Source organism: Rhizobium moroccans, assembly GCF_057559155.1.
The window spans coordinates 5673-30988 of record NZ_JBHFJG010000036.1 but is presented as its reverse complement, the minus strand read 5'-3'; the positions used below and the strand labels follow the sequence as shown (position 1 = coordinate 30988).

General features: G+C 62.0%; 21 protein-coding genes. 3 read left to right on the top strand and 18 right to left on the bottom strand.

The window, feature by feature from the left end; translation table 11 throughout:
* Nucleotides 1–111: 111 nt before the first annotated feature.
* The 8 genes from ACE04I_RS17010 to ACE04I_RS16975 form a co-directional block, all read right to left on the bottom strand.
* Complete coding sequence (locus ACE04I_RS17010; protein ID WP_487207344.1) at nt 112–1572, bottom strand: enolase C-terminal domain-like protein; 1461 nt, start codon at nt 1570–1572, stop codon at nt 112–114.
* Nucleotides 1569–2369 (bottom strand): ABC transporter ATP-binding protein, encoded by an 801-nt coding sequence (locus ACE04I_RS17005; protein WP_487207343.1) that lies wholly within the window; start codon nt 2367–2369, stop codon nt 1569–1571. The genes ACE04I_RS17010 and ACE04I_RS17005 overlap by 4 nt, the downstream gene beginning before the upstream one ends.
* A 23-nt stretch (nt 2370–2392) precedes the next feature.
* The gene (locus ACE04I_RS17000; RefSeq protein ID WP_245282199.1) at nt 2393–3391 is read right to left on the bottom strand and encodes an ABC transporter substrate-binding protein; all 999 of its coding nucleotides are present in this window, start codon (nt 3389–3391) and stop codon (nt 2393–2395) included.
* 42 nt (nt 3392–3433) lie between these two features.
* Complete coding sequence (locus ACE04I_RS16995; protein WP_046797283.1) at nt 3434–4204, bottom strand: ABC transporter permease; 771 nt, start codon at nt 4202–4204, stop codon at nt 3434–3436.
* A gap of 4 nt (nt 4205–4208) precedes the next feature.
* The gene (locus ACE04I_RS16990; RefSeq protein WP_487207342.1) at nt 4209–5273 is read right to left on the bottom strand and encodes a dihydrodipicolinate synthase family protein; all 1065 of its coding nucleotides are present in this window, start codon (nt 5271–5273) and stop codon (nt 4209–4211) included.
* 57 nt (nt 5274–5330) lie between these two features.
* The gene (locus ACE04I_RS16985; protein WP_487207341.1) at nt 5331–6395 is read right to left on the bottom strand and encodes an NAD-dependent epimerase/dehydratase family protein; all 1065 of its coding nucleotides are present in this window, start codon (nt 6393–6395) and stop codon (nt 5331–5333) included.
* Between the two features lie 102 nt (nt 6396–6497).
* Nucleotides 6498–7352, bottom strand: a complete 855-nt coding sequence (locus tag ACE04I_RS16980) for a sugar phosphate isomerase/epimerase family protein (protein WP_487207340.1) — start codon at nt 7350–7352, stop codon at nt 6498–6500.
* Between the two features lie 75 nt (nt 7353–7427).
* Entirely contained in the window at nt 7428–8066 is a 639-nt protein-coding gene (locus ACE04I_RS16975) for a TetR/AcrR family transcriptional regulator (protein ID WP_046797285.1), read from the bottom strand.
* Nucleotides 8067–8387: 321 nt separating this feature from the next.
* Here ACE04I_RS16975 and ACE04I_RS16970 point away from each other — a divergent pair, with 321 nt between their 5' ends.
* The gene (locus ACE04I_RS16970) at nt 8388–11756 is read left to right on the top strand and encodes a type III effector HrpK domain-containing protein (protein ID WP_487207339.1); all 3369 of its coding nucleotides are present in this window, start codon (nt 8388–8390) and stop codon (nt 11754–11756) included.
* 147 nt (nt 11757–11903) lie between these two features.
* Here ACE04I_RS16970 and ACE04I_RS16965 read toward each other — a convergent pair whose 3' ends face one another.
* A complete protein-coding gene (locus ACE04I_RS16965) occupies nt 11904–12878 on the bottom strand; it encodes an alpha/beta fold hydrolase (RefSeq protein WP_487207338.1) in 975 nt (324 codons plus the stop codon).
* A gap of 78 nt (nt 12879–12956) precedes the next feature.
* Between ACE04I_RS16965 and ACE04I_RS16960 the strand changes: the two genes are divergently transcribed.
* On the top strand, nt 12957–13574 hold the full coding sequence (locus tag ACE04I_RS16960; RefSeq protein ID WP_487207337.1) for a TetR/AcrR family transcriptional regulator: 618 nt from the start codon (nt 12957–12959) through the stop codon (nt 13572–13574).
* Nucleotides 13575–13604: 30 nt separating this feature from the next.
* Here the strand turns inward: ACE04I_RS16960 and ACE04I_RS16955 are convergent, their stop codons facing one another.
* The 3 genes from ACE04I_RS16955 to ACE04I_RS16945 all read right to left on the bottom strand — a co-directional run bounded on the left by ACE04I_RS16955 (nt 13605) and on the right by ACE04I_RS16945 (nt 18566).
* A complete protein-coding gene (locus ACE04I_RS16955; protein ID WP_487207336.1) occupies nt 13605–16745 on the bottom strand; it encodes a LysM peptidoglycan-binding domain-containing protein in 3141 nt (1046 codons plus the stop codon).
* Nucleotides 16746–16860: 115 nt separating this feature from the next.
* Nucleotides 16861–17487, bottom strand: a complete 627-nt coding sequence (locus tag ACE04I_RS16950; RefSeq protein ID WP_487207335.1) for a L,D-transpeptidase — start codon at nt 17485–17487, stop codon at nt 16861–16863.
* Between the two features lie 29 nt (nt 17488–17516).
* On the bottom strand, nt 17517–18566 hold the full coding sequence (locus ACE04I_RS16945; protein ID WP_487207334.1) for an EscU/YscU/HrcU family type III secretion system export apparatus switch protein: 1050 nt from the start codon (nt 18564–18566) through the stop codon (nt 17517–17519).
* 143 nt (nt 18567–18709) lie between these two features.
* Between ACE04I_RS16945 and ACE04I_RS16940 the strand changes: the two genes are divergently transcribed.
* Nucleotides 18710–19489, top strand: coding sequence for a tetratricopeptide repeat protein (locus tag ACE04I_RS16940; RefSeq protein ID WP_487207333.1), 780 nt, complete (start codon nt 18710–18712; stop codon nt 19487–19489).
* Nucleotides 19490–19502: 13 nt separating this feature from the next.
* On the opposite strand, the gene ACE04I_RS16935 is transcribed toward ACE04I_RS16940, so the two are convergent.
* The 6 genes from ACE04I_RS16935 to ACE04I_RS16910 all read right to left on the bottom strand — a co-directional run bounded on the left by ACE04I_RS16935 (nt 19503) and on the right by ACE04I_RS16910 (nt 25221).
* Complete coding sequence (locus ACE04I_RS16935; RefSeq protein ID WP_487207332.1) at nt 19503–19940, bottom strand: hypothetical protein; 438 nt, start codon at nt 19938–19940, stop codon at nt 19503–19505.
* Entirely contained in the window at nt 19930–21270 is a 1341-nt protein-coding gene (locus ACE04I_RS16930) for a type II and III secretion system protein family protein (RefSeq protein WP_245282204.1), read from the bottom strand. Before ACE04I_RS16930 ends, ACE04I_RS16935 begins: the two co-directional genes overlap by 11 nt.
* A gap of 97 nt (nt 21271–21367) precedes the next feature.
* The gene (gene sctV, locus ACE04I_RS16925; protein ID WP_487207331.1) at nt 21368–23545 is read right to left on the bottom strand and encodes a type III secretion system export apparatus subunit SctV; all 2178 of its coding nucleotides are present in this window, start codon (nt 23543–23545) and stop codon (nt 21368–21370) included.
* Nucleotides 23542–23880: a type III secretion apparatus assembly chaperone SctY gene (gene sctY / locus ACE04I_RS16920; protein WP_046797292.1), complete on the bottom strand. Its 339-nt coding sequence runs from the start codon at nt 23878–23880 to the stop codon at nt 23542–23544. The genes sctV and sctY overlap by 4 nt, the downstream gene beginning before the upstream one ends.
* Nucleotides 23877–24263 carry a hypothetical protein gene (locus tag ACE04I_RS16915; RefSeq protein ID WP_487207330.1) on the bottom strand — a complete coding sequence of 129 codons (387 nt, stop codon included), beginning with the start codon at nt 24261–24263 and terminating at the stop codon, nt 23877–23879. Before ACE04I_RS16915 ends, sctY begins: the two co-directional genes overlap by 4 nt.
* 28 nt (nt 24264–24291) lie before the next feature.
* Nucleotides 24292–25221 carry a SctD/MshK family protein gene (locus ACE04I_RS16910; RefSeq protein WP_487207329.1) on the bottom strand — a complete coding sequence of 310 codons (930 nt, stop codon included), beginning with the start codon at nt 25219–25221 and terminating at the stop codon, nt 24292–24294.
* Nucleotides 25222–25316: the final 95 nt, after the last annotated feature.

Genomic DNA, 25316 nt, shown 5'->3' with positions numbered 1-25316 from the left:
GAAGGTCCGGCAGGACAGGGTGTCTCCATCGACTCGGCCGCAGCTCACGGGGATTATCGCACCATACCGGACTTCATCATGGCCGGCGTTGTCATCGCGTTTGCCATTGTCCTACCGCTGCTTTCGCCGACGTAGTGGCGACGAAGGTTCACGCCAGATGGCGCGGGGCATGGGTTCGAGTGCCGTCACATCGGGAGACAGCGCTGTTCCAAAGCCCGGAGCGGAAAGCGAGCCGATATGGACTTCGCCCCGGGTCAGACGCAGGCGCACGCGTCCATCCTGCCGGTAGTAGAGGTCGGGATGGGCGGCAAGGAACGCCTCGGTCTCGGTCTTTGGACGGTCGCCGAACCCGTCGATGAAGTGATGCGCGTTTTTCTCGACATGCGAAAGCCCCAGCCAGCTGACCAGGGTGAGGTCCTGCTGCAGGGCAATGCCTGGCTCGCAGGTCAGGTCTTCGGCCGAAAGAAAATAGCGTCGAAGCTCCTGGCTGTTCCACACCTCAACACGCGCCGCGTTCAGGATGGATTTGTAAAGACCCTTGCAGACCTTCGATGAAACGCCTGTGTAGCCGAGCGACCGGGCGCGCGGGAAAGCGTCGAGTGCACCGTCGGATTCGTCGATGATGACCGGCACGTGGGCAGCAAGGTTGCTAACCGGCTCCTCCAGGGCGCGGTCACGGCGAATCGGCTGCTCAAGGCACAGGATTGTCTGGGCAAAGCGGCTGAGAATGGGGTTCGCACGGAGACGGGTCAAAAAGGCTGCGATACCGTCACCGTCGGCGAATTGCTCGTTGCCATCGAGGGTGACGCGATAGTCGCTGTCGCTCGCATCCAGAAGTGCTGCGATCCGGCACAGGCGGTCGAGATCAGCTTCCGGATCGCCGCCAATCTTGATCTTGTAATAACGGCAGCCATAGGTGGCGATGACCTCCGAGAGCGTTTCGGGCAGGCCGTCGTTCACACGGCTGTCCTGATCGGCCGCAATCAGCGGGTCGACAAGGCCCACCGTGTGGCGGATCGCGATGGTCGAGGCAGGCCGCAGCGAGGCGAGAAAAGCATCGAGGTCGAACCCGGAAAGTTCGGGCACCAGGGGGCCTGACCGCAGGCCGGCAAGATTGGCCGACATCGCGCGACAGAAACCGACCGCCTCGGCTCGGCACAGGGCGTCGAGTACGGCGCAGTCGATCATCGCCATGCCGAAGCTCGCGATCAGCGGATTGAGCGCTTGCTCCGCGCAGGCGGCGGTCAGCGGCCCATAATTTTCTTCGAACAGTCCATATGCCGTCTGCCGGCCTGATGCGCGATAGGCCTCTATCGCAAGCTCGAGGGAGCGGCGCAGCTGATGGTGGTTCTGATCGTCGGTAAGCGCAAGGTTCTTGTCGAACCACTTGGCGCTCAAAGCCTCGGCCGACCAGCCGGTCGCCTCGCGCCCGTCATCCAGCCGGATGCGGATCCGTACAATGGCCTGACGACCGCTTGTCGTGGTCTTGACGCCGAAGCGAAAGGGAATCCGCAGCCGGTAGGGACGCTCGAAACAGGCAACGTCGACGACCTTCAGCCGCGGCGCTGTCATGCGGGCACGAACCTCGTATCGCTACCCTGGCGACCGGTTAGAATGTCATAAATGTTCAGCGACAGTGTCCCGAATGCGGTTGTGGCGCGGCTTTCGACCGTACGGGGGCGTGGCAGATCGATATCAAGGATCGTGTCGATGCGCCCCGGACGCGGTGACATGATCACCACGCGGTCGGAAAGGAACACGGCTTCTGGGATCGAGTGGGTCACGAAAAGGACGGTCTTGCGGGTGTCGGAGGATTCTCCCCAGATCCGCAGGAGCTCGAGGTTCATCTCGTCACGGGTCATCGCATCGAGCGCGCCGAAAGGTTCGTCCATCAGGAGAAGCTCGGGATCGAGCAGCAGGCCCCGGCAGATCGCCGCACGCTGCTGCATGCCGCCTGAAAGCTCGCGTGGGAGCTTGTTCGCGAAATCCTTAAGACCGGTGAGCTCGAGAAGATCCATCGCACGATCACGGTATTTGCGGGGGTTGAGACCGGCAAGTTCCGCCGGAAGCAACACATTGTCGAGGATCGTGCGCCATTTCAACAGAACCGCCGCCTGAAACACCATCCCTACATTGGAGATGGGGCGGATCACCCTTTGCCCATCGACGGTGACGGTACCTCCGCTGCGTTCACGCAAGCCCGCCACAACCCGCAGAAGGGTGGATTTTCCGCAGCCCGACGGCCCGACGAGGGAGATGAACTCTCCCTGCCGGACCGAAAGATTGATGTCGCGCAGCGCCTCGACCGGACCCGAGGCGGTGCCATAGATCATCGAGACCCGATCGAGATGGATGGAAAGGTTTTCCACGCGTTCCGCCTGTCGTCAGAGGATCATTTCACGTCGAGCGGAAGCTCGATCTTGCTCAGGAAGGTGGCGTCGTAGACGTCAGCGCATTCCACCTTGGTCGGAAGCTCCATATAGGTGTTCACCAGATCGACCGATGCGCACATCTTGCCCTTGTCGATGGCGCCGATGCCGTGATCCTTGAAGGTCTGCGTTCTCATCAGCTCGAACCCGAGGCCCATGTTCTCGCGCAGGGCGGCGACATCGATTTCGGGGACGGCCTTCTTGTAGATCTCCATCGCCCCGTCGGGATCCTTCATTGCATCCTGCCAGCCCTTGTAGGCGGCCGCGAGAAAATTGCGCAGGACCTCCGGCCGTTCTTTGATGGTGGCTTCGCTGGTCATGATCGACATGGCGTAAAGCTGAAAGCCGTAATCAGCCCAGTTCAGCGAAACGGCATTGCCTTTGCCCACGGCCTTTTCCGCGAGCGGCCGGCCGGTGGTGTAGTCCGAAACGGCATCGGCGCGGCCTTCGGCGAGAGCGGCGTATTTGGCCGAGGGCTCGATATTGACCCAAGTAATGATATTCGGATCGAGCTTGTTGGCGCGGGCGAACGCCGGCCACATCAAGCGCTGGCTGTCGCCGGGAGGGGCGCCGACGGTCTTGCCGGAAAGCTGCGAAGGCTCGGTTATCGGCGCCGACGTCTTGGAGAAGAAGTTCATCGGCGTGCGGTCGAAGATAATCCCCACGACCTTGACCGTCGTGCCCCGCGCCCGTGAACCGATGACGACCGCCGCGTCGGCCAACCCGGCATCTGCCCGACCGGTGTCGACCTTGGCGATCGAGTCGCCCGAACCCTTGGAGTTTTCGAGAACGACGTCGAGGCCCTTTTCGGCGAAATAGCCCTTTTCCTTGGCGACCCAATAGGCGGCGTGGTCGCCAACGGGGAACCAGTTCAGCGCGAAGGTGAATTTCTCGTTCGCGGATGCCGGGGCTGCCGCAAGCGCCGCAACCATGGCTGCCGTAGTCATCAATGCTGTCTTCATCCCTTGTGTCTCCCAGTTGACTGTTATTGGATGGTGACGTGATCAGGCTTCGGTTCCCTCCGCCCAGGGCGCGAGGTAGCGCGACATCAGGCCAACCGCTGCAAACAGCAGAAGGCCGATGATGGAGATGTAGATGAGTGAGGCAAAGGCCAACGCGGTGTTCATGCTGCTCTGGCTGGTGACGATGACGTAGCCGAGGCCAGTCTGAGAGGCCACGAACTCGCCCACGATGGCGCCGACGACAGCCGAGGTCGCGGTGACCTTGAGCGCCGAGAGGATATAGGGGTAGGCATTCGGAATACGGATCTTGGCGAAGACCTTCCACTTCGGTGCACTGAAAACGCGGCCCAGATCCACCATGTCGTGATCGATTTGGGAAAGGCCGACCGCGGTGTTGATGACGACCGGGAAGAAGCCGATCAGCGCTCCCATTAGGATGTTGGGAAAGATGCCGTAGCCGACCCAGATCAGGAACAGCGGCGCGATGGCGACCTTGGGCAACGTGTTGAGGAAGACGAGAAACGGCATCAGTGCGCGAGAGATCACCGGCGACCAGGCGATCATCGTGCCCAGCACAATGCCGCTTCCGGCCGCCAGCACGAACGCGCCCAGGATGGCAAGACCGGTCGCCCAGATATGTACCCACCAATTGATCGAAGGATCGAACATGGCCTGCGTGACCGATTTAGGGCTAGGAAGCAGATAGGGCTTGAGCCCACCCCAACTGACGGCCGCCTGCCACAGCGCGAGGATCGCCACGAAAAGGAAGATGGCGGGCATCAGGTTAAGGAGCTTGTCGCGCAGGTTCGCCATCGGATCAGTCCAGCCAGCGGGAGAGATTTGCACGCACGAAATCGTCGTCGGCCAGATCGGCGTGCAGGCGGCTCACGCGGGTGAGTTCTTCGGCCTGACCGGGCGAGAGGCCTTCCGCGGGGTCGAGACACCAGATGCCTTCGAGCAGGCCTTGGCGGCGCAGGATCTCGTGACAGCCGGCGATGCAGCCGTGGAAGTCGTTCGCCACGTCAAAGAAGGCGCTGTTGCAATCCGTCACCCGGGCATCCAGGCCCAGAAGCTCGGCGGAAACGGCGCCGTTCGCAGCCTCGGACCGGCAGCGCTCGAAAATCTTCACCGCGTTCCTCGTCCAGACCGACCAGTGGCCAAGAAGGCCGCCCCTGAAGCGCAGCGTCACCGGCCGTCCGTCGCGCATAACGGTGAAGGGGGTGACCAGATCGAGCACGATATGGTCGTCGTTACCGGTATAAAGAGTGATGCGATCCTCCGCTCCGGCTGCCACGATGCCGCGCACCACGTCTATGGTGCGGTAGCGGTTGAACGGTGCGACTTTGATCGCGACGACACTCGGGATGGCGGCGAAACGTGCCCAGAAACCCGCATCCAGATGCAGGCCGCCCACGGCTGGCTGCAGGTAGAAGCCCACCAGCGGGATTTGCTCGGCGACCGCCTCGCAATGCGCGATGAGCGCGTCCTCGGATTGGCCCTTGAGTGCGGCAAGGCTGAGAAGCCCCGCATTATAGCCCATGGAAACCGCGGACTTTGCTTCATTCACCGCCTGTGCCGTAGGTCCGGCAAGGCCCGCGACCATGGCAAGCTGGCGGTCGGTCCATTGAGCGGCAGTTTCGGCCGCGAGCGACAGCACCCGGTCGTAGAGCCCGACCTCGCGGATTGCGAATTGGGTTGTGTGCACGCCAACCGCCAGACCGCCGGCGCCTGCATCGATATAATAGCGCGTCAGTGCACGCTGGCGGCGCTCGTCAAGCTGCCGCTCTGCGGTCAGCGCCAGCGGATGTGCTGGAATTACCGTGCCTGCGCTCAGAAGATCGATTGCGGCTTGCTGAATGGCGGGAGGGGCTTTTCCGATCATGATCCGAACTCCGGTCGGGGCAGAAGGAACGTGGGCGCATTCATGACGACAGCCGGCTCAGAACGCGCCGCTGCGGGCCTCGAATTTCGTGGGCTTGTTATAGGCGATTTCGCCGCGGGCCACCCAGTCGGCCGTCCAGTCGAGCATCGCACCGAGGGGTACGATCGGATAGCCGAACAATGCATTCGCCTGCGCGGTATTGGTGAGCCAGGCGGTGGTAGCCTCGGATCCGACAAGTCGCGGCTCGACCTCAAGGCGTGCGGCCAATTCCTGCGCCAGCCAACGCACCGAAAGCGTCTCGGGCCCGGAGATATTGATGGGGGTGGTCACATCGGTGCAGTGGGCAAGGCAGCGCAGGGCCTGCGCGTTGGCGTCGCCTTGCCAGATCACATTGACATGGCCCATGAGCGACAGATCGATCTGCGTTCCCGCCTTGATCCTGCTGGCGAGATCGTAGAGCACGCCGTAGCGCAGATCGATCGCGTAGTTCAGCCTAAAAAGCCGCCCCGGCGTGCCATGAACGCGGGAGAAATGTTCGAATATCCGCTCGCGACCAAGGCAGGACATGGCATATTCGCCACGTGGCTCTGCCGGTGTGGTCTCCAGCGCGCCCTGCTGCAGCACATCCACCAGCGGATAGACGTTGCCGGTGGAGAAGGCGACGATGCGCGAATTGCGATAGGCATTTGCCACCAGGGCCGGACAATGGGTGTTCATTGCCCAGGTCAGCGCCTGATTGCCGGACGCTCCGAATTTCATCCCGGCCATGAAGATCACGTTGCGCGCCTGGGGCAGCGCGTTCACTTCGGCCTCGTTCAAAAGATCGGCCTTGACGGTCTCGATCCCCCAGGATTCGAGCTGTTCCTGCAGCCCGGCCTCGCTGAAGCGCGCCACGCCGATCACCCTCTTTTCCGGCGCGGCGCGCTTGGCCATGCGCGCCAGCGTCGGACCCATTTTGCCCGCCACGCCAAGGATGATGATGTCGCCGTCGATCGAAGCCAAATCCCGCACGAGCGCCGGCGTCGGACGGGTCATGAACTCTTCGAGATCGGCCACCGTGCCGAAGCGGACCGGCAGACTGGCTTCCGCAAAGCCTGCATCGTTTGCAACTGTGTGGCGCAAGATCGACCCCTCCTTTTCCCTTGCGATGACAGTAGCCGTACTGCAATCAAAATTCAACTATTTGGTTGAATTCGGGGCGCGCGTTTTGATTTTTGCGAAAAATTACATTTTTTTCAATGCGTTGAAGCGCGCCAAAGAGGATCTCACCGAAGTAACTGAGGGCCAGAGATGCGGTTCCATTGCCACGCAGCCGCGATAGTCATCGACCTTTAGCGCGCGGATCTGCCCCGCCCAGTCAACATCTCCTCGGGCCAGCAACTCCCATGTGCCATCGCGATGGACGCGAGCATCCTTGAAATGGACGTTGCGCACCAGATGGCGGCAGGCGCCATAGCCTTCGGGCCAGGGTAGGTCGCCGTCGATCAGGGCATTGGCCGGGTCCCAGTTGAGCCCCAGGGGAGCGCCCGTGGCGGCGATAAGCGCGGCCGAGTGCGCGCCGGTATTGGCCCAGTGGCCTTCCTCGTTTTCGATGATGAGCGACATGCCGGCCGAACGCGCCATTTCAGCGGCGCGCGCGAGGACCTCGACCACCTGTGCAGGGGCCGGTCCCGAGGGCTGGCCGCCACGATGAAAGCTGAAGGCGATCAGATGCTGTGCGCCGACTGCCACGGCAAAGTCCAGCGATTCAGGCAGGAGCCTTTCGACATGTTCGTTCAAGAGTGCTTCGGCGTTTGACCAAGCGTCGTGGAATTCCTGGTCCATCCAGGCAAGGTTCGAGGTCTTGGGCCCTTCAAGGGGAAAGGGGATCTTGAAGAGGCCGGGGGAAATGGCGCTGATATGCACGTTGAAGGCATCGATCGCTCGTAAGAGGCGCCGGCGCTGCGTTGGCATTAGTCGCGGCACGCGAGCGTCATGCATGCCGCGCAGCTCGAAATGCCGTACCCCCCATTCGAGACCCAGCTCGAAAGCTGTTTCAGGCGAATCCGACAATTCGTCGGTGACGATGGCAGGGATCATGACAACCTCGCTTCGGCAGTTTGCGCGCAAGGTTAGGCCGAGGCAGGAAGGTATTCAACTATTTGGTTGAATTTCTCAGGGGCGCAGCCCTGCGAGGGTGAGCGTGACGATATGATTGCGATAGGCGGCAAGCGCCTCGGGGGTTGAGAGGTCGCGTCCGAAGATCGCCGACATGGTCAATCCATTGGCGAAATAGAAAAAGGTCATGCCGGCAATCGAGACATAGAGATCCAGCGGATCGACGCCCTTGCGGAAGACGCCCTGCGCCTCACCCTCACGCAGTGTCGCGCCGATCATTTCGATCAAGGGCGAGTTGGTGCGGCGGAAAGCCTCGGAATCCCTGACATGGCGTCCGCCGAGTGCGTTCTCGTCAGCCAGCATGCGAATGAACTCGCGGTGCTGTGCCAGATAGTTGAGGGAAAAGTCGATCAGGCGGACAACGGCATCCTGCGGGGGTAGGGATCGCAGATCGAGATCATGCTCACGCCGGCGGATCTCGGAGTAGGCGGCCTCGAGTGCGATACGATACAGGTCGTCCTTGCTGCCGAAATAGTAATAGACGAGCTGCTTGTTCAGCCCCGAGCGTGCCGCGATGCGGTCGACGCGGGCTCCATTGAAGCCCTGTTCGGCAAATTCGGCGCGCGCTGCGGCCAAGATTATGTCGCGGGCATTTTCGCCTGCCTTTTGAGCTGCGCGAGGCTGGGGTTTCGCCATGGACGATCCGTTTGCTGTGGGCCTTTGTCCACCCGCTCCGCGCCCTGAGCGCTTCACCCACCATATCTGCGGGCGATGGCAAGCTCGGCACAGGTCTGCGGGTCGGACCGGGGTCTCGATCCCGAGCATCCCTGTTAGCCGCCAGCGGTCAGCCTGTCTAGTCTCGCAGGATTCGTGCTCCGAGCATGGGGACGGCGTTTCACTGTCTTCGCTTCCAATAAGATGACGCCGTGTCACATGCACTACACACACGGGCGTTTAACCTGAGCGCAATCCTTAATCGAAACTGACCGAATGTCACACGACAGGAGAGGTGCCCCTATGTCCAAAGTCATGAGCAAGCCTTCGAGCCCAGTCGATCCGGATTCCGTCGATCCGAATAATGTGGGCGCATGGGAGGATGCCAAAAAGCAGGCACAGGACGCGGGCATACGCTGGGAGCGGCCGGCAGGCGACAATCGATCGGCCGAGGAGATCATCAACGACAATCCCCTGCTGAAGAACCTCGGCAATCAGGCGGGGGTGAAGGAATCGCTGGAGCTCAGGGTCGGGGGCGATATCGAAACCGACGCCGATGCCGCCTATCGCGCCGCGCAGGTTCTCGAGCACATCGAGACATTCGACGGTGACGGCGAGCGCCTTGCAAGCAACGACATCGGCAATGACCGCATCGACGGTTTCACCAGCAGCGACGAAGCCCGGCATGATACCGAGGCCGGCCGCCTGCAGGATTTCGGCAAATACGGCTTTTCCAATCTCAAGGGCGAGCTCAACGACATCACCTCCGCGGTCGAGGACCCGGAGGCGCGCAAGCAGGCCGAGGAACTCGGCATTCAGTGGGAGCGTCCGGAGGGTGACGACCGCTCCGCTGAGGACATCATCAACGGCAGCAATCTGCTCAAGAATCTCGGCAACCAGAGCGATGTCAAGGACATGCTGAGGGAGCGGGTCGGCGATTTCGAGAACGATGCCGATGCCGCCTACCGGGCGGTACAGGTTCTGGAGCACATCGAGAGGTTTGACGGTGACGGCAAGGAGATCGTCGGCGGCGATGTCGGCAATGGCAGCGTCGACGGGTTCACCAATAGCGGCGAGGCGAAGCCCAACACCGAAGCCGGCCGCCTGCAGGACTTCGGCAAGTACGGCTTTTCGCATCTCAAGGGCAAGATGGAGAACCCGGACACGGTCGGCAACGACAAGGAGGCTCGCGAGGCCGCGGAAAAGGCCGGCATCAAGTGGGAACTGCCGGAGGACGACAAGCGCTCGGCGCAGGACATCATAGACGACAATCCGTTGCTGAAGAACCTCGGCAACCAGAGCGGCGTCAAGGATATGCTCAAGGAGCGCGTCGGCGATTTCGAGAAGGACGCCGATGCCGCCTATCGCGCCATCCAGGTTCTCGATCGCATTACCATGTACGACTCGGAGGGCAAGGTGCAGTCCGGAGACAATGTCTCCAATACCAGCATCGACGGTTTCACCAGCAGCGCCGAGGCACGGCACGGCACCGAGGCGGGTCGCCTGCAGGACTTCGGCAAGTACGGCTTCGAATCGCTCCCCGATGTGCAGAAGACGGAAGACATCGGCAGCTACAAGGACTTCCTCAGCACCAACAAGGATGCCGACGAAACCTCGAAGACCTTGGCCAAATACGCCGCCATCATCGGTGAGAACTACGACGCGATCAAAGGCAAGGTCGGTGCCGACGGCAAGCTGACGGCTGACGACCTGAAGAAATACATGGATGAGAACCCGCAGATCAGCGACGACTTCAAGGAGGCGCTGAATTTCTGGTCGAAACCAGGCGCGTTCGACAAGCTCGAGACGGCCGCCGATCCGCTGAAATTCAAGCCGGACGGCAATGTCAGCAAGGACGACATCTCGAACTGGATCAAGTCGCAGGCGCCCAAGGATGCCGGGTCCGCCATCACGTTCCTGTCAGGGGTGACCAATGGGAATGCGGTTGGCGATGTTGACCTCAGTAAGCTGAACAAGGATATCTTCGAAAACCCGGACAAGTATTCCGCTGAAGAGAAGGCGGGCGCGCTACAGGAACTGCTGGCGGCCCAGCAATTGGTCATCAAGGGCGCCGAGGCGGGCATGTGGGGCGATGATTACGGCAAGGTCGCCATTTCCAACCGTGCACGCACGCATCCCGATCCGAACGAAATCCTCAATGATCTCAACAATCATATCAGCATTCTCGAGAGCGATCCGGAGGTGGTCAAATATCTCAACGAGAATAGCGCCAAGCAGATGTCCGAACTGCTCGAAGACAATCCGGGCCTGAAGGACGCTCTGCAGAAGACCTATGATGACGAGATCAAGTCTGGTGAGTCGCTCAACAAGCTCTGGGAAACGAATACGAAGGACGGCAAGACGGACCAGCAGGCCGCTCTCGCCGAATTCTTCACGTCCGCGAGCCTCTACCAGGAGGTGCTCGGCATCAAGGATCCCGCGGCAATTCGGGACGTGATCGGGTCTTCCGAGCACGCTCAGGAATTCAAGGATTTCTACGAAAAGTCTCTCGTTTCCGGAACACGGCTCGAGGAACTTATGAAGGACAACACCTTCGAGGAGGCGGTGAGCGCCTACAGCGCCGAGGTCGCCCTCTACAACGCGGCTTTGGATCCGGATTTTACCGGCAAGTTCGACAAGGAACTGAACAACAACTTCAACAGGATCGCCCAAGACAACCTCATGAAGGACGGATCCTTCGACGATCTGAAGTCGGCCTTCGGCATCAATGGCGGCGATGAGCTGGACGAGGAAAAGGTCCGGTCGATGGTCGATGAGATCATCAAGTCCAATCCGGAGCTCGTGACCAATCCGAACGGCAGCACCGCCACAGCCGACCAGATCATGGCCGGCATCAGGGGCAGCTGGGACGTTCTGCGGCAGGGCACCAAGTCGCTGGCCGAACTCAAGTCGGAATGGCTGAACCCTGACGTCAAACATCTGGCCGACAAGGGCGTTCTGCATGGCATCAGCGGTATCTTCATGGCCGGCGTCACCATCGCCAAGGGTGCGCAGAGCGGCGGAAACCTGACCGAGAAGAATAAGGTCGATATCGCCACGGGTTCGGTCATGACGGTAACGCTGCTCACCGAAGGCGGCGTCAAAGCCTACAAAGACTATCTGAATAACGTGGCGGAGAAGCATCCCAGCAGCGATCTGGGCAAGAAGATCGGCAAGATGACCGATGAGCAAAAGTCCGCCTTTATCGATGACAAGATGAAAAACTGGGCCAAGGTCGAAAATATCGCCAAGGGTGTCGGCGGTTTGGCCGGCGTCGTGGCGGGAGCCTACAGCATCTTCGACGGCGTTCAGGCCATCCGCAAGGGCGATGACGTGACCGGCGGCATCAATATTACCGCAGGGTCTCTCGGGGCGCTGGCCGGTTTGGCTTCAGCCGTCGAAGGCGGTGCAGGCCTTCTTGGTTCGAATGCTCTCAGAGCGATCATGGCTCCGTTGGCCGGGGGGCTTGGAATGCTGGCCGCAGGTGTCGGCGCGATTGCCATGTTCCTTCCGGGGCTGATCGCGGAAGGCAAGCAACAGACCAGGGCGGACAATTTCGGCAGTCTCCTCGGCGACTATCTGACGAAATACGAGATCGACGGCGTGCCGCACGGCGACCTTTGGGATGTGCCAGACGACGCCTGGCCCGAGACGAGCGACGGCTTGTCGTAATGTGTCCCTTCCGGCCGGGCTTGATTCAAGTCCGGCCGGAAATCCGGTCTGCAGGACGAGCCAGCGCCTTTGAGGCTCAGGTGCACGGACAAAGGACAGAAGCAGGCGGCGAGTTGCCGATCCGCCAGCCCGCTCCCACCCTCATCTTCAGCGCGTCGGAACCGATTCCCGAAAATCGGCCAGATCGCGGTTGAACCGCTGCGTTTCCTCTAGGAATGGTGCGTGTCCGGAATCGGTATAGATTCGCGAGCGGACTGCCGGGTTGAGTGCCCTCGCACGCTCAAGGCTCGGGCGCGCCATGACCAGCGCATCCTTTTCACCATAGACCATAAGCACGGGAGCCTTGATCTTGGGCAGCCCTTCCGCCGCAAAGACCGTCATGGAAGGCACCGTCCGCGTCATGATCCATGATGCCATCGCCGCATTGGACAACAGCCGCTCGAACGTCGCCTGATCAGGCTGCGTCGCAAAGCACAGTGCCAGAAAGTCGCGCATTGCATCGAGGTGAACCTTCAGGTCGTCCGAAGCAAGGCCCGCATAGACTTCGGGATGCGGCGTTATAAGCTCAGCTTTCAGTTCGATGACGCCGCCCACATAGATCACGCCGCCGATCTCATCGTCGTCATAGGCTGCAATATAGTTGGAAATGACTGCTCCGCCCAGTGACCAGCCGACAAGAACCGGATGTTTGGCCTTCGTCGCCTCAAGTACGGCGCGCAGATCGTCAGCCCAGCGGCGTCCGTCGCCATAGGCCTCGGCATCCTGTGGCTTTCCAGAAAGTCCATGGCCGCGAAGATCAAAGGTGATCAGCCGATAACGCGAAAGATCGGGGCTGTTCAACTGGCTCTCCCAGTTGAGATGGCTCCCGAGCAATCCATGGATGAAGACGATGGGTGGTCCGGCAGGATTACCTCCTTCTTGAACCGCGATATCGACACCATCCGGCGACTTCACGGTATAGTCCTTCTGCGCCGCCATCGCGGCCGAGGACACCACCATCATCATCAGAACGGCCAGCCATAGCGCGCGCATCATCGAGACGAATCTGCCTCGCCTCGGACCGCCGGCGTCTGGCCCCGTATGTTGCTCGTTCCGCGGCACCGTCAGGATCAGTTTGTTCACGTCCTTCATCCTTATATTTAGTGATCACTACAAACTAAATGCTTGCCTGATGGTGTCAAGTTGTCTTTAGTGACCGCTATGGATAAGCTCGTGAAGAAACGTCGAGGCGGGCCGCGCACCTTTGACAGGGATCATGCGATCGATATCGCCATGCGCCTGTTCTGGCGGCATGGATATGAGGGCGTCTCACTGAACGATCTGACGGCTGCGATCGGGATCGCGCCGCCGAGTCTCTATGCGGCGTTCGGCAGTAAGGCAGGCCTCTACCGCGAGGCGCTCGATCGATATTCCGGCCTGCCGAGGGCGCTGAGCAATCTTGGCGAGACCGCCAATCTTTACGAAGCGGTCGAAACCCTCCTCGATCGCGCAATCGATGCCGTCACCGATCCCGACGAAGAACGTGGCTGCATGATTTCGAGTGGCATGATCCAGTGCGGCGAGGCCCATGCCGCCCTGGCCCGGGAATTGGCGGAGCGCCGAAGTATGATGCGTGACACCATCGCCCTGAAGCTCGAGCCCTGGCTGGATCGGAATCACGCCGCATCCCTGTCACGCTACCTCGTCACCATTCTGCAGGGCCTTTCAGTCCAGGCACGCGACGGCGCCTCCCGCGAAGACCTGAAGCAGATCGCGAGTGAGGTGGTGGCCGGCGTCAAGGCCCGGAACCTTCCGGATTACAAAAGAGGAGCGCCGTAGGGACTGGGATTTTGCCACCGGCAAACCCATTCAAGCCGTGGGCAGCGCCAGTTCCGGAATGCCGAGCGTGGTGAGTGCGATATCGATCTGGGTTACGGAACTCGGCGAGGCATCGCCGTCCTCGACATAGAACCGTTCGCCGAAAATAGTCTTGTACGGCGTCACGACTTCCTGATTATAGAGCATGTCGCTCGTGTATTCGTAGTCATCCTCAGCGGTCGCTTCCAGCTTGGTGGCGTCGCCGCCGAACTCGTCGATCGTATGATGCAGGTTATCGCGCAGCGTCGCCAACTGTTCCGGGGACATGTTGTTCAGCCAGTCGGCGAACGCTGACTGGTGGGCCGGATTGTCGAGATCGAAGCCCTTGTCCTTGGCATATTCGACGAGAAGCGGGACTGGGCTGTGGCCGTCGCCGCTCTGGTCGACCAGTGCTTTGGCGACATCGGTGTCGAGATCGGAATGATCGAGGAAACGCGCCGAGGTTTCGTTATCGTATTTATTGCTTTCGCGAACCTCGGAAACGATCATGGAAGCGCCGACGCCGAGGATGACCACGCCGAGGCCGATCGGTCCGGCGATCGTTCCGGCCCCGAAGGCGGCGGTCACGCCGCCTGCCGCGGTTGCGGCATGGATGCCTCCCATCAGCGGATCGCCTTGCGCGAAAGCCTGGACTGAGTTCACGCCGTCGAAGACGGCGCCGATCGCTCCAAGGAGTTTGGTGCCGCCGCGCAGGCTGCCGTCGAAATGCCGGACCGCGAAGGAATCCGGATTGATCATGTTGAGGCCGCTGCGGATCTCCACGGAGCGCTGCCAGAGACCTGCGGCGTCAAAAGTCGCCTTCAGGATGTTTTCGACGTTGGGCTCCGTGCCGGCCATACGAGCGGAATTGTAGAGGCTGGCGGCACTTCCGGCCGCACCGATCATCCGCAGCAACTGGCCGGGAACCGTCGAGGTCGAGAATGTCCGGATTCCGCTTTGCCTATTGCCATCGAGTGCGTTGAGATCGCTGTTCAGCGTCTCCATTTTCCTCTGGATCATCTCCGGCGTATCGGTTGCGGTCGGCAGCGAGGCTTCGATCGCGGTGATCGCCTTGTTCATGTCCCCTTCGGTCACGCCGAGGAGCTTGGCGAACTTGCTATCGCGGAACTGTGCCAGGCTGTCGCGGACTTCCTGCATGCTTGCGGCATCGCCGGGTTTGAAATCGGTGAATTTCGGCAGGATGTCACGCTGCACGTATTGGGTGAACACCTCCTCGGCCAGCTTGCGGCCGCGATCGGTGAGGCGTCCCTGGCTGCCGAGGAAGTTCAGCATCTGCGGGCTATCGAGAAGCTCCGGATTCGTGCGCAGCGCCGTCTGGATCGCCAGATAGGAGCGATCGTCGTTGAGGATGTTTTCGACCTGCTCGTTGATCAGCGCCTTCTGCTCGGCCGGCTGGTCCGGGAAGTTTCCGAGCTGGGTGAGCTGATCGAGCAGCGTTTCTCCGTGCTTGGCGACCTCTGCTTCGAGCCGCTCCTCGGTCTCGACCCACGCAGTGCCCTTCTCGGCCTTGTAGTCCTCGATGGCCTGGTTGAGCTGCTCCGGCGTCATCGTGTCGCCGTGGTTGTCGATCAGCCAGCGCAGTTCCTCCATATGGGCGGAATATTCATCCACCGCGCTGTTGGCGCCGTACTGGGTCTGCTGGACGCCGGGGAGGATATCCTGGGTCAGAAGGGTCGTGTCCGACCCGTTTCTCTCGGACAGTTCCAGCGGATATTGAAGGCTGCCGCCCGCGCCGATGGAGCGCGTCAGTTCGTTCTGCGCATAAAAGCCGATCTCGGCCCAGCGTTCGATGACGCTGTCGCCGAGCGGCGTGCCCTCTATCCGGTCGGCTATCTTCAGCATGGCTTCCACGCCGCCGACACCGAGCATGGGATAGCCGGTTTGCTCCTGATAGAGGGTGTTGGCGCGCTCAATCTCAGGCATGGCCGCCGAGACCAATTCCGCAGCCAGCTCGGGCGCTACCCCCTCGGTCATGCCGTCAAGACGCAGGAAGCTTTCATAGGGCTTGGCCTGCAGGTCCTGGGCGGGATCGAAATCGCCGAGCGGTTCGGTCGCATAATCGGCCATCGAACCGATGAAGTCGCTGGCATAGCCTGTGTCAAGCAGCGCCTGCTGCACCTCGGGGCTGGCATTCCCGTAGCTTTCGGCGAAGGCGTGGAACTGCGCTTGCTCATCGCTGCTCGACGCCTTGGCATGATCGACGATCGAACGGGTCTGAGCTTCCACCGCCGGACCGTTGTGCCCGGTCTTCTTCAGTTCGATGCCCGAGGACGTGGCCGCTTGCTCGATCGCAAGCTCGGCCGGCCCGGCATCCCTCCAGTCGCGGTCATAGAGGTTCTGAAGCGCGTCGGCGCGTTCGTTTTCCGGCAGCGTCTGAAGGAAGGTTTCGATATCGCCAGCAAGCGCGGTGGTTTCGCGGCTGTGATCGACGGCGGCGGAGGGGTCGGCATATTCCAGAGCATTGCCGCGATCATAGAGTTCGGATGCGAAGGCTTCGACCGGATCGCTCTCCAGTCCTGCGTCTTCCACCGCCTGGGCAACGGCCATGCCGGCCGGGCCCGCATCGACCCAATCGGCCTGCGACAGGCGCAACGCCGCGGCCTGTCGGGCTTCGGAAGGCAGGGCGGCCAGATATTCGGCGACGTCCTGTTTCATCGCCTCCGTTTCCGCTGTGGCGTCAATCCCATCGGCTGGTTCGCTATATTCGATCTGATTGCCGCGATCGAAGAGCGAGTCGATGAACTCATCTTCGCCCGCCGGCTCTCCCGTGGGATCGGACGGCGTATCGGCGACGATTTCCGGCTCAGGCGCCGGCAGGATGATGATATCGCCGGGATGAAGGAGATCGCCGTTATGGTTGGCTTCGTCGGCATTGATCGCAAGCGCTTCGGCCGGATCGACGAAGTTTTCCCGCGCGATGTTTTCGAGCGTGTCGCCTGCTTCGACGACAAAGACGCGGTCGCCAAGCTCGGGTTGGTCGTTCCGGCCATTCTGACCGCCGCCTTCCCGTTCCCGTGTTATCAGATCGATGTCTCGCCGGAATGCTTCACCCTGGGCCGGCGGGATTGGCGTTGCGGTATCATTGCTTTCATCGAAACGATACCGGGCATTCACGTCGATCCTGTAGGCCATGGCGCTCTCTCGATCTGTTTGAAGGAAAAGTCGTCGACACTGCTTTGGACGGCGGGAACTATAGGCAAACGGGCCGGCGCTCGGGTTACAGTTTTATGAATTTTTTATGCTGTCCCTAAAATACGCGGACCTTGGCGCCGAGGCCGACGCGATCATAGAGATCGATCACGTCGGTATTGGTCATGCGAAAGCAGCCCGATGATGCCGCGGTGCCAACCGTCTCGGGCTCGTTGGAGCCATGGATGCGGTAAAGGGTTTCGCCGAGATAGAGAGCCCGTGCACCAAGCGGATTGTCGGGACCTCCCGCCATGTGGCGGGGCAGGTCCGGCCGGCGCGCAAGCATGTCGGCGGGAGGGCGCCAGTCCGGCCATTGGCGTTTGGCGCTGATGCGCTCGCTGCCGTACCAGCCATAGCCCTCCTTGCCGACGCCGACTTGGTAGCTTTGCGCAAAGCCGCCCGGCTCGATGAGATAGAGACGGCGCGCGGCGGTATCGACCAGGATCGTGCCGGCGCTTTCATTCGTCTGATAGGCGACGCGTTGCCGCGTGCTGCGATCGGCGCCTGCGGCCCGATTGGCCGGCCCCGAAGGGGTGACGCCGGGGTGCGTCGGCGAAAACAGAAAGTCGATATAGCCCTCGTCAAAGGCAGGACGTGCCCTCGATGACTGGGCTTGGGCCGGAGCGCTTGCAAAGGTGAGGAGCGCTGTGAAGGGGAGGAGCCATAGGGCAAACTGTCGGGGCATCGTCTTCATCCTGTCCAGCATTCTTGCGGTCATATCAGCTTGGCCGCGACCAACAGGTCGGCTACCCGCTGGAACATTTTCTCCGGCACTGGCTCTCCGGTGCGCGCCGAACGGGCGATCGCATCGGCGAGGCCGGTATCGCGGATCACCGGAATATCCGTCAGCAGCGCCTCGGTTATCATCGTGCGCGACTGGGTGGGGCTGGCGCGGCAGGCGATCATCGGTACTGGCGTCTCGCCGCGGACATAACGGATGCCGACGGTCCAGCCGTCCGGTGCGCCGACGAGCAGCGAGGCGTTCATCAGTCCGGTCTTGGTGGCATATGCCTGCATTTCGCGTCGTTGTTTGCGACGCTGTTGCAGGATCGCCGGATCGCCTTCGGCGTCGCGTCGTTCCCGCTTCTGCTCGCTCTTTGTCATCTTCATATCGCGCTTGAACAGCCAATCCTGTACGAGCACGTCGATCACTCCGACGACGAAGAAGGCGATGACCGCGGTGATGATCAAGGGCTGGAGCAATGCCTTGAAGACTTTGGCGAGACAGGGCGCACCGCAGGTGGGCGACAGGATGAGCGCCTGCAGTCCCATGCGGAAGATGACGACGAAGGCGGTCGCCAGCACCGCGACCTTGAAGAGCGCCTTGAAGAATTCCACGACGCTGCGCATGGAGAAGATGCGCTTGGCGCCCGAGACCGGATTGATATGTTCGAAATTCGGCGTGATCGGCTCCGTCGAGAAGACGAACCCTCTCATGACGACGAGATTGGTGAGAACGATGGCGGCGATCGTGACCGCCAGCAGGGGTACGGCCAGGTTCGTCAGGATGGAGCCGGCAAGAGCGAGCACGGTTGGCCACAGTTCGGCGAAGGCATCGACGTGAACCCGACGGGCGACGAGGCCCACGAGTTCCTCGATCTTCGCCTGCACGCCCACCAGGGCGTAAGCGAGATAGCCGATCGAGGCGAACATGACCGTGCCGGCGACCAGATCCTGGCTCTTGGAAACCTGCCCTCTCTCTCTGGCGTCGCGGATCTTCTTGTCTGACGCCGGAAGGCTTTTTTCCTCGCTTGTCGCGCTCATCCGAGGCTCCTGCGTGAGGAGATCTCGCAGGCGGCTTGCGGTCCAATCCTTCGGAAAGACGCCTGTCGCGTGTTGTCAGCCCGGACTTGAGCGGCTAGAACCACGGCGGACCTAACTGACGGGATGAAATGCGGCATCACTCTTTGAACGCCCTGGTTCTGCTCGGACTTGTCCTGGCTGGCTGTACCACCACCAGCGAGAAGACCGAGAGCGGTCCGAAGGACGAGGAAGCGCGCCTCATCAAGCTGGCGCAGGATATCGAACAGCGCGGCGATCACAGCACGGCTGCCTCGCTCTACGAGCGAGCGGCGAAGGCCTCCAGTGACAAGGTCCGCGGCTATTCCCGCTTGGGAGACGCGCAGATCGCCGCCGGCGAGCCCGAGCAGGCGGCGCAATCCTTCCGAACCGCGCTCGATGCCTCGCCCAATGACGGGCAGGCCCTTCTTGGGCTCGGCACGGCGCAGCTTCAGTCCAGTCAGGTCGAAAGTGCCGCGCGCACGCTGGCCGTTGCCGCGCCGCTGGTGAAGACCTCGACCGCTTACAATCGCCTCGGTACCGCGCTTATCCTGACCGGCGACGGGCAGGGGGCGGAAACGGCGTTCACGCAGGCGCGCAATCTCGATCCGGGCAATCTCGACACCCAGTCCAATCTCGGGCTTGCCCAGGCTGTGTCGGGCCGCAACGAAGCGGCCGTCGCGCCGCTGCGCGCCGTCACGCAGTCGCCACGCGCCGAAGCCCGGCATTTCCGCAATCTGATGCTGGTGCTGACGCTCGGTCAACATGACAAGGACGCGGCCGCCGTTGCCGTTCCGGATTATCCGGAGGCTGAAAAGCGAGCCTTCCTTGCCGAAGCGAGAAAGGTCCGCGGGATCAAGGGGCCTGCCGCCCGGGCCCGTGCTATCGGCTTGCTTGCGTCCAGCTGAGTCCATCCGCACCTCAATTCACGAGACCTGTCGTGCTGACGTTCTGCTGCTCTGCCGGCGCTCGATCAGGAGCGGTGCCGTCGATGCTGTGGCGTGCGGCCCGTACCACCGGAGCGGCCATGGCGGGGCCGGTCCTGCGGCCGCGCACGAGATCGCTCTGGCGCTCCGCCATCAGCTGAAGGTTCATGTTGTTGGCGCATCCAGGCGGCAGATAGAGCGGGTCTTCGGCCACATCCGGCGTGACGCAGGCGTCGGGCACGAGACGGCCCGCCTGCTTTTCATAACCTTTGCTGACCGTACCGGTGGCCGCGGTCATGTGATAGTTCGGCGAATAGGGCAGGGGATCGCGTTGAACGCTGTTCTGGCACCCGGCGAGAGCAAGCGCGGCGAGGCTGATGGCAATGCCTGCAAGGGCGCGCGGTGCGATGATCGTGGACGATTTAATCGACATAGAAGCCGAACCCTTTGTTGGTCTTGGTGCGCTTGGCCGCGGTCGGGCCGGAGAGAGCACCGGCGGGGCTGTCGAGCGGCGTCTTGAGATTGCGCTCCTCGACCGGTTCGACGAGATAGGGCGTTATCAGGATCACCAGTTCCGTCTCGTTGCGCTGGAAACGTTTCGACTTGAAGAGATCGCCGAGGATCGGCACGTCGCCCAGCATCGGCACTTTTTCGATATCCTGCGAGGCATTGCGCTGGAAGAGGCCTGCGATGGCGAAGGTTTGGCCGCTGCCGACCTCGACGGTCGTATCGGCGCGCCGCACCTGCAGGCCGGGAACCTGGAGATTGGCGATATTGACCATGCCGCTTGCCGACAGGCTGCTGACCTCGGGGCGGACGCGCATGGAGATGCGGCCGTTCGGCAGAAGGGCCGGCGTGAAGAGCAGAGAGACGCCGTATTGCTTGTATTCGATGCCGATCTGTTCGTTGGTCACCGGCACGGGCACGGGAATCTCGCCGCCGGCCAGGAAACTCGCCGTCTCACCGGTGACCGCGGTAATGTTCGGTTCGGCGAGAACCGTCAGGATGCCGTTGGCCTGCAGGGCTTCCAGCAGGGCGTCGACGCGGTTGCCGTTCCAGGCGGCGCCGGCGCTCAGCGCGTTGGAGGCTCCCCTTGCCGCATCCGCCCCCAGATTGCCACCGGAGACGAAGCCGAATGAGAAATTGCCCGCGCTGACGAAGGCATCCCAGGTGACGCCGTAGCGCAGAAGCTGATTGCGCGAGACCTCTGCGAAACGGACGCGGATATTGACCTGATTGGCGCCGGAGACGGTGGTGTCGTTGATGGCGGGTTGATTTTCCGGGGCGTAGGCCTCGATGGCGCTCGACGTGTCCATCGCCTCCTGCATCGTAGTGGCATGGCCGCGGGCGAAGGGCTGTTCGCCGAACAGCGAGACGTCGATCGTGCTGTTCGGCTGCACGGCGCGCTGCGCATCCTTCACCGGCCGCGAATCCGGCACGACCCAGAAATCGATCGTGCCGCGCGCCGTCTCGTCGGGACTGAGCGCGATGAGGTTCGTGCGGCCGGTCTTGAGCGCGAAAACATAGACCACGCCGGGTGAGACGACACGCACGTCGGCAACCTTTGCATCGGCCATGAAGACCGATTCCACCGGCTGGTCGAAGCGCAGGATACGCCCCTGTCCCAGCGGAAGCATGATCGCCTGACCGGATTTCGCATCGACGCTGAACGACTGAGCCCTTGCAAGCGGTGCAAGAAGGCTAAAGGCAAGGAGAAGCAGAAAGAGGGTCGGCCCTTTCGCCAGGATGGTCGATCTCATCATTCTGTCAGTATTCTCCCCATGCATACCGCGACGGTCGGATGAAGTTCAGTAATGATTCGTCCTTCATCCCATGGCTTTGTCGAAAAGGACGCGTGCATCAAGATGAAGTGACTGCGAGAGTGGGCGCGTCCTTCCCCGTTATTTCGTCAGTTGTTGTTGATCTAATTGCGCGATTTCGCGTTTGTGAATTTATTGTGACAGACATCAGGGATTGCACGGAATATTCGGGTGCAATCTCCTGATAGGACAGAACGGGGATCTCGATGTCGTTGCGCAGGAGATAGTTTCGCATCACCCTGCGGATATCGAGTGAGGTGAGAAGGACTGCCGCCTGCCGCTCGTCGTTGTCATCGAGCTCCTGTCGCAGCTGGGAAAGCATTGCCCGCGAGGCCTCTTCCGGCAATGCGAGCATCTTGCCAACGCCGGTGACCTTGATAGCGTTTCGTACGCCCTCTTCGGCCGCGCGCGACAGCACATAGGCCGCCAGAACGCGGTTGAGCTGCGCGTGACGATGGCAGATCTGGCGAGCAAGGGCGATGCGCACGCGTTCGGTCAACAACAGCGTATCGGCCTCCCGACCGCCCCATTCGACCAGGGCTTCGAGGATGGCGCGCAGATTGCCGACCGGCACGTCCTCTTCCACCAGGCGGCGCAGAATGTCGGAAAGCTTGTTCAGCGGCACGACACGCGAGACTTCCTTGACGAGTTCGGAATACTCGCCCTCCATCCCGGTTAGTAGTTCCCGCGTCTCCTGGATGCCAATGAAATGTGCCGCATAGCGGCGCAGCGACTGCGACAGGCATTTTGCAAGCGTAGCGGCGGGGTCGTAGAAGCCTATTCCCGCCTCCGCCAGCGCATCGGCGTGATCCTTACCAATCCAGATCGTGCGCTGACCGCTGATGAGGGCTGGACCATCGCGGCGCGGCACCTGCAGAAGGTCGAGATGCATCGGGTCATCGTTGAGAAGAAGGCTGTCCTTCGGGATTTCGCCCTCGATGATCGGCACGCCTTCGAGGTCGACGCGGAAGCGGTCGGGCACCAAGGTAGGGTCGGGACGCATCTCCACGGCCGGCATTTCCAGGCCGAGATCCGCCTTCAGCGCATCGCGCACGAGATCCGTCTCGATGCGGAACCGTTCCGGCCAGACGGCTTCGGCGATGTTGACGCCGACATGCGCGACGACGCGATGGCGAGTCGAGCCGCTGGAGATGATCGTGTGCTCGATGACCGGACCTTGGTCGGCCTCGATCGTTTCGATCTCCGGCCTCGTGGCCGGCGCCGCGGCGGGCTTGGGACGGCGGCGATAGATCATGAAGGCAAGCGCGCCGAAGAGCGCCGCGAGACCCAGGAAGATCAGCGTTGGGAAGCCCGGCACGAAGCCGGCGCCGAAAAGGATGACGGCGGCTAGCGCCAGCGCCTTGTCGCTCGATCCGAGCTGGCGAAAGATCTCGGTGCCGAGATCGGTTTCGGTATCGGAGGCGACGCGGGTGACGACCGTGCCGGCGGCGATCGAGATCAACAGGGCGGGGATTTGGGCGATGAGGCCGTCGCCGACGGTGAGAAGCGAATAGGTATGCGACGCGTCGCCAAAGCTCATGCCGCGATTGAACATTCCGACCAGAAGTCCGCCGATGAGGTTGACGAAGACGATGATCAGGCCGGTGATCGCGTCGCCCTTCACGAACTTCATCGCGCCGTCCATGGCGCCGTAGAGCTGGCTTTCGCGTTCGAGCCGGGAGCGGCGGCCGCGGGCCTCCGCCTGGTCGATGTCGCCGTTGCGCAGATCGTTGTCGATCGACATCTGCTTGCCGGGCATCGCATCGAGCGTGAAGCGGGCCGCGACTTCCGCGACGCGTTCGGCGCCCTTGGTGATCACGATGAACTGCGCGGCGGTGATGATGAGGAAGACCACGAGGCCGACCACGACCTCACCGCCGATAACGAAACGTCCGAAGGTCGCGACGATATCGCCGGCATCCGCATGCAAGAGGATCAGGCGCGTCGTGGTGATCGACAGCGCCAGCCGGAACAGTGTCGCGATGAGGATGATCGGCGGCAGCGAGGAGAAATCGCCCGGCCGGCCGATATAGAAGGCGACCACGAGGATCAGCAGGCTGAAGGCCATGTTGACGGCGATCAGCGCGTCAACCAGCAGCGTCGGCAGCGGGATGACCATCATGATGACGGCGAGCATCATGAAGCTCGCGACGATCACGTCGGAGCGGTAGGACGCTGCGCGCGCCAGACCATTGAGCGTGCCGAGAACCCTGGTCATTGCGGACCCCGCAATTGCAGATAGTCTCGAAACGAGCGGTAGGCCTGCGGCTTGTCGTCGAGCACCCAGAAGGCGCGCGCCCGCAGGAGGTGCGCCGACGGATCGCTGTCGATTTCCACGAGCCTTTCCAGCGCCCCGAGCGCTCGCTCTCCGGCGCCGTTTTCGATGAGGGCGGCCGCCAGCGTGCGCAAAATACCAGGATCGTCTGGATCGATCCGGTTGGCGATCAGCAGGAAGACGAGGCCGCGTCCCTTCTGGCCGCTGCGCATGTAGATATAGCCGAGCGCGTGCATGAGCTCGGCGGAGTCGGCATCGATCTTATCTGTCTTGGTCATTCGAGACCGCCTTCCTCGTCCATCCGCGCCTGCAGGTCACGCCGGCGGTCGATCTCTTCCTCCAGCATGGCCTTGGCGATGGATGTGACGTCCTCGTTGGTATCGAGACGGGGCAGGACCGCAGTGATGACGTGGTCGAGCAGGCTCATCGTGCGTTCATTGCCGAAAATGCCGGAATCGGTGATCTCCGGCATGGTCAGGTGGTCGATCTCGCCGCGTAGCGAGGCGCCGTGCGCAAGGCTTCCACGCCGGCGCACGCGAAGCGCGCTCTCGAACGCCTCGATCTGTGCGCGGCTGACCGGATCTGAGCGCTTTGCCGCTTCGGCCAGAGCCCGGTCGAGGCGCTGCCGGTCGATGGTGACAGGTCGCAGCGTGTCGTTCATTGCGAACCTCCTGAACGTCTGCTGCACGTCATAGGGTAAGCTTGAACTCCTGCCCGCCGCGCACGACGAGGATCTGGCCATCTTCGATCGACTTCAGCATCCAGCCGTCTTGAAGTGCCGCGCCGGGATAGCGGCGCTCGCCGCGGGCATCGACGACGTAAGGGGTGTCGCCGAAGAACACCGCCTGGAAGACGAATTTCGGCGCATCGGTGACTGCGGCGGCCGAGACGAGGCTGGTCAGCACATAGCGCCCGCCATGGGAGCGGTCGAACCAGCGCTGGACGTCGCGCCACGCCTCCATGCGGTCCGGCGGGACCTGTCCCGACACGTCGATGCGGCGGCCATCGGCCGAAAGCGTCAGATTGCTAAGGCCGGCTTCCGCGATTTTCTGCTGAAGCGTGCCGACGATCTCGCCGTCCGATGGCGCAGTTGCGGCCGGGACGGAGCCGACCGTCAGTCGGTCGCTCGGGAGGGCCGGTTTTTGCGGGAGGAGACCGGAAATTCCGGCTTGGACCGCAACGATCGGCATCATGGCAAGCGCGACGACCACCACAGCCGCATAGGGCCACCGCTTGATCGCCGGACCGCTGGAGGCATCACGGGCGATCCGCAGCTTCGCGTCGCCAATCACCAGCGTCACCGGCAGCTTGACCCGGCAGCCGAAGCCGCGCTGCAGCGCCGGACGCCCCTCGACGATGACGGCGCCGCCGATGGCATTGATCGCCACCTGGCGGCCGTAGAAACGCAATTGGAGGTGTTCTTGAGCGATATCCCGATCCGACAGGACGAGATCGCAGTTCGGCGAAGAGCCGATCGTGCAGGCTTCAGCGTCGATCGGGGCACGCACTCCATGATGTATGCCCGAGAGCACATCGAGCGCAAGCGCTCCTGGCTTCATTGCAACGATGGCCGGCGACAGCGCCGTGGCGCTGGGGAAAGTCAGACTGTTCGACGACACGGTTGCACCCCTTCATCGAATTCATTCTGCAACAGGTCGGCTGGCGCAAACCGACCACGAAACCACCCCGTCATGGCGTGGTGTGGGGGGGGGGG

Excerpts from the sequence above, each read along its gene's own strand:
- ACE04I_RS17010 (WP_487207344.1), bottom strand. The coding sequence starts at position 1,572 with ATGACAGCGCCGCGGCTGAAGGTCGTCGACGTTGCCTGTTTCGAGCGT.
- ACE04I_RS17000 (WP_245282199.1), bottom strand. The coding sequence starts at position 3,391 with ATGAAGACAGCATTGATGACTACGGCAGCCATGGTTGCGGCGCTTGCG.
- ACE04I_RS16995 (WP_046797283.1), bottom strand. The coding sequence starts at position 4,204 with ATGGCGAACCTGCGCGACAAGCTCCTTAACCTGATGCCCGCCATCTTC.
- ACE04I_RS16990 (WP_487207342.1), bottom strand. The coding sequence starts at position 5,273 with ATGATCGGAAAAGCCCCTCCCGCCATTCAGCAAGCCGCAATCGATCTT.
- ACE04I_RS16980 (WP_487207340.1), bottom strand. The coding sequence starts at position 7,352 with ATGATCCCTGCCATCGTCACCGACGAATTGTCGGATTCGCCTGAAACA.
- ACE04I_RS16975 (WP_046797285.1), bottom strand. The coding sequence starts at position 8,066 with ATGGCGAAACCCCAGCCTCGCGCAGCTCAAAAGGCAGGCGAAAATGCC.
- ACE04I_RS16970 (WP_487207339.1), top strand. The coding sequence starts at position 8,388 with ATGTCCAAAGTCATGAGCAAGCCTTCGAGCCCAGTCGATCCGGATTCC.
- ACE04I_RS16960 (WP_487207337.1), top strand. The coding sequence starts at position 12,957 with ATGGATAAGCTCGTGAAGAAACGTCGAGGCGGGCCGCGCACCTTTGAC.
- ACE04I_RS16955 (WP_487207336.1), bottom strand. The coding sequence starts at position 16,745 with ATGGCCTACAGGATCGACGTGAATGCCCGGTATCGTTTCGATGAAAGC.
- ACE04I_RS16950 (WP_487207335.1), bottom strand. The coding sequence starts at position 17,487 with ATGCCCCGACAGTTTGCCCTATGGCTCCTCCCCTTCACAGCGCTCCTC.
- ACE04I_RS16945 (WP_487207334.1), bottom strand. The coding sequence starts at position 18,566 with ATGAGCGCGACAAGCGAGGAAAAAAGCCTTCCGGCGTCAGACAAGAAG.
- ACE04I_RS16935 (WP_487207332.1), bottom strand. The coding sequence starts at position 19,940 with ATGTCGATTAAATCGTCCACGATCATCGCACCGCGCGCCCTTGCAGGC.
- ACE04I_RS16930 (WP_245282204.1), bottom strand. The coding sequence starts at position 21,270 with ATGATGAGATCGACCATCCTGGCGAAAGGGCCGACCCTCTTTCTGCTT.
- sctV (WP_487207331.1), bottom strand. The coding sequence starts at position 23,545 with ATGACCAGGGTTCTCGGCACGCTCAATGGTCTGGCGCGCGCAGCGTCC.
- sctY (WP_046797292.1), bottom strand. The coding sequence starts at position 23,880 with ATGACCAAGACAGATAAGATCGATGCCGACTCCGCCGAGCTCATGCAC.
- ACE04I_RS16915 (WP_487207330.1), bottom strand. The coding sequence starts at position 24,263 with ATGAACGACACGCTGCGACCTGTCACCATCGACCGGCAGCGCCTCGAC.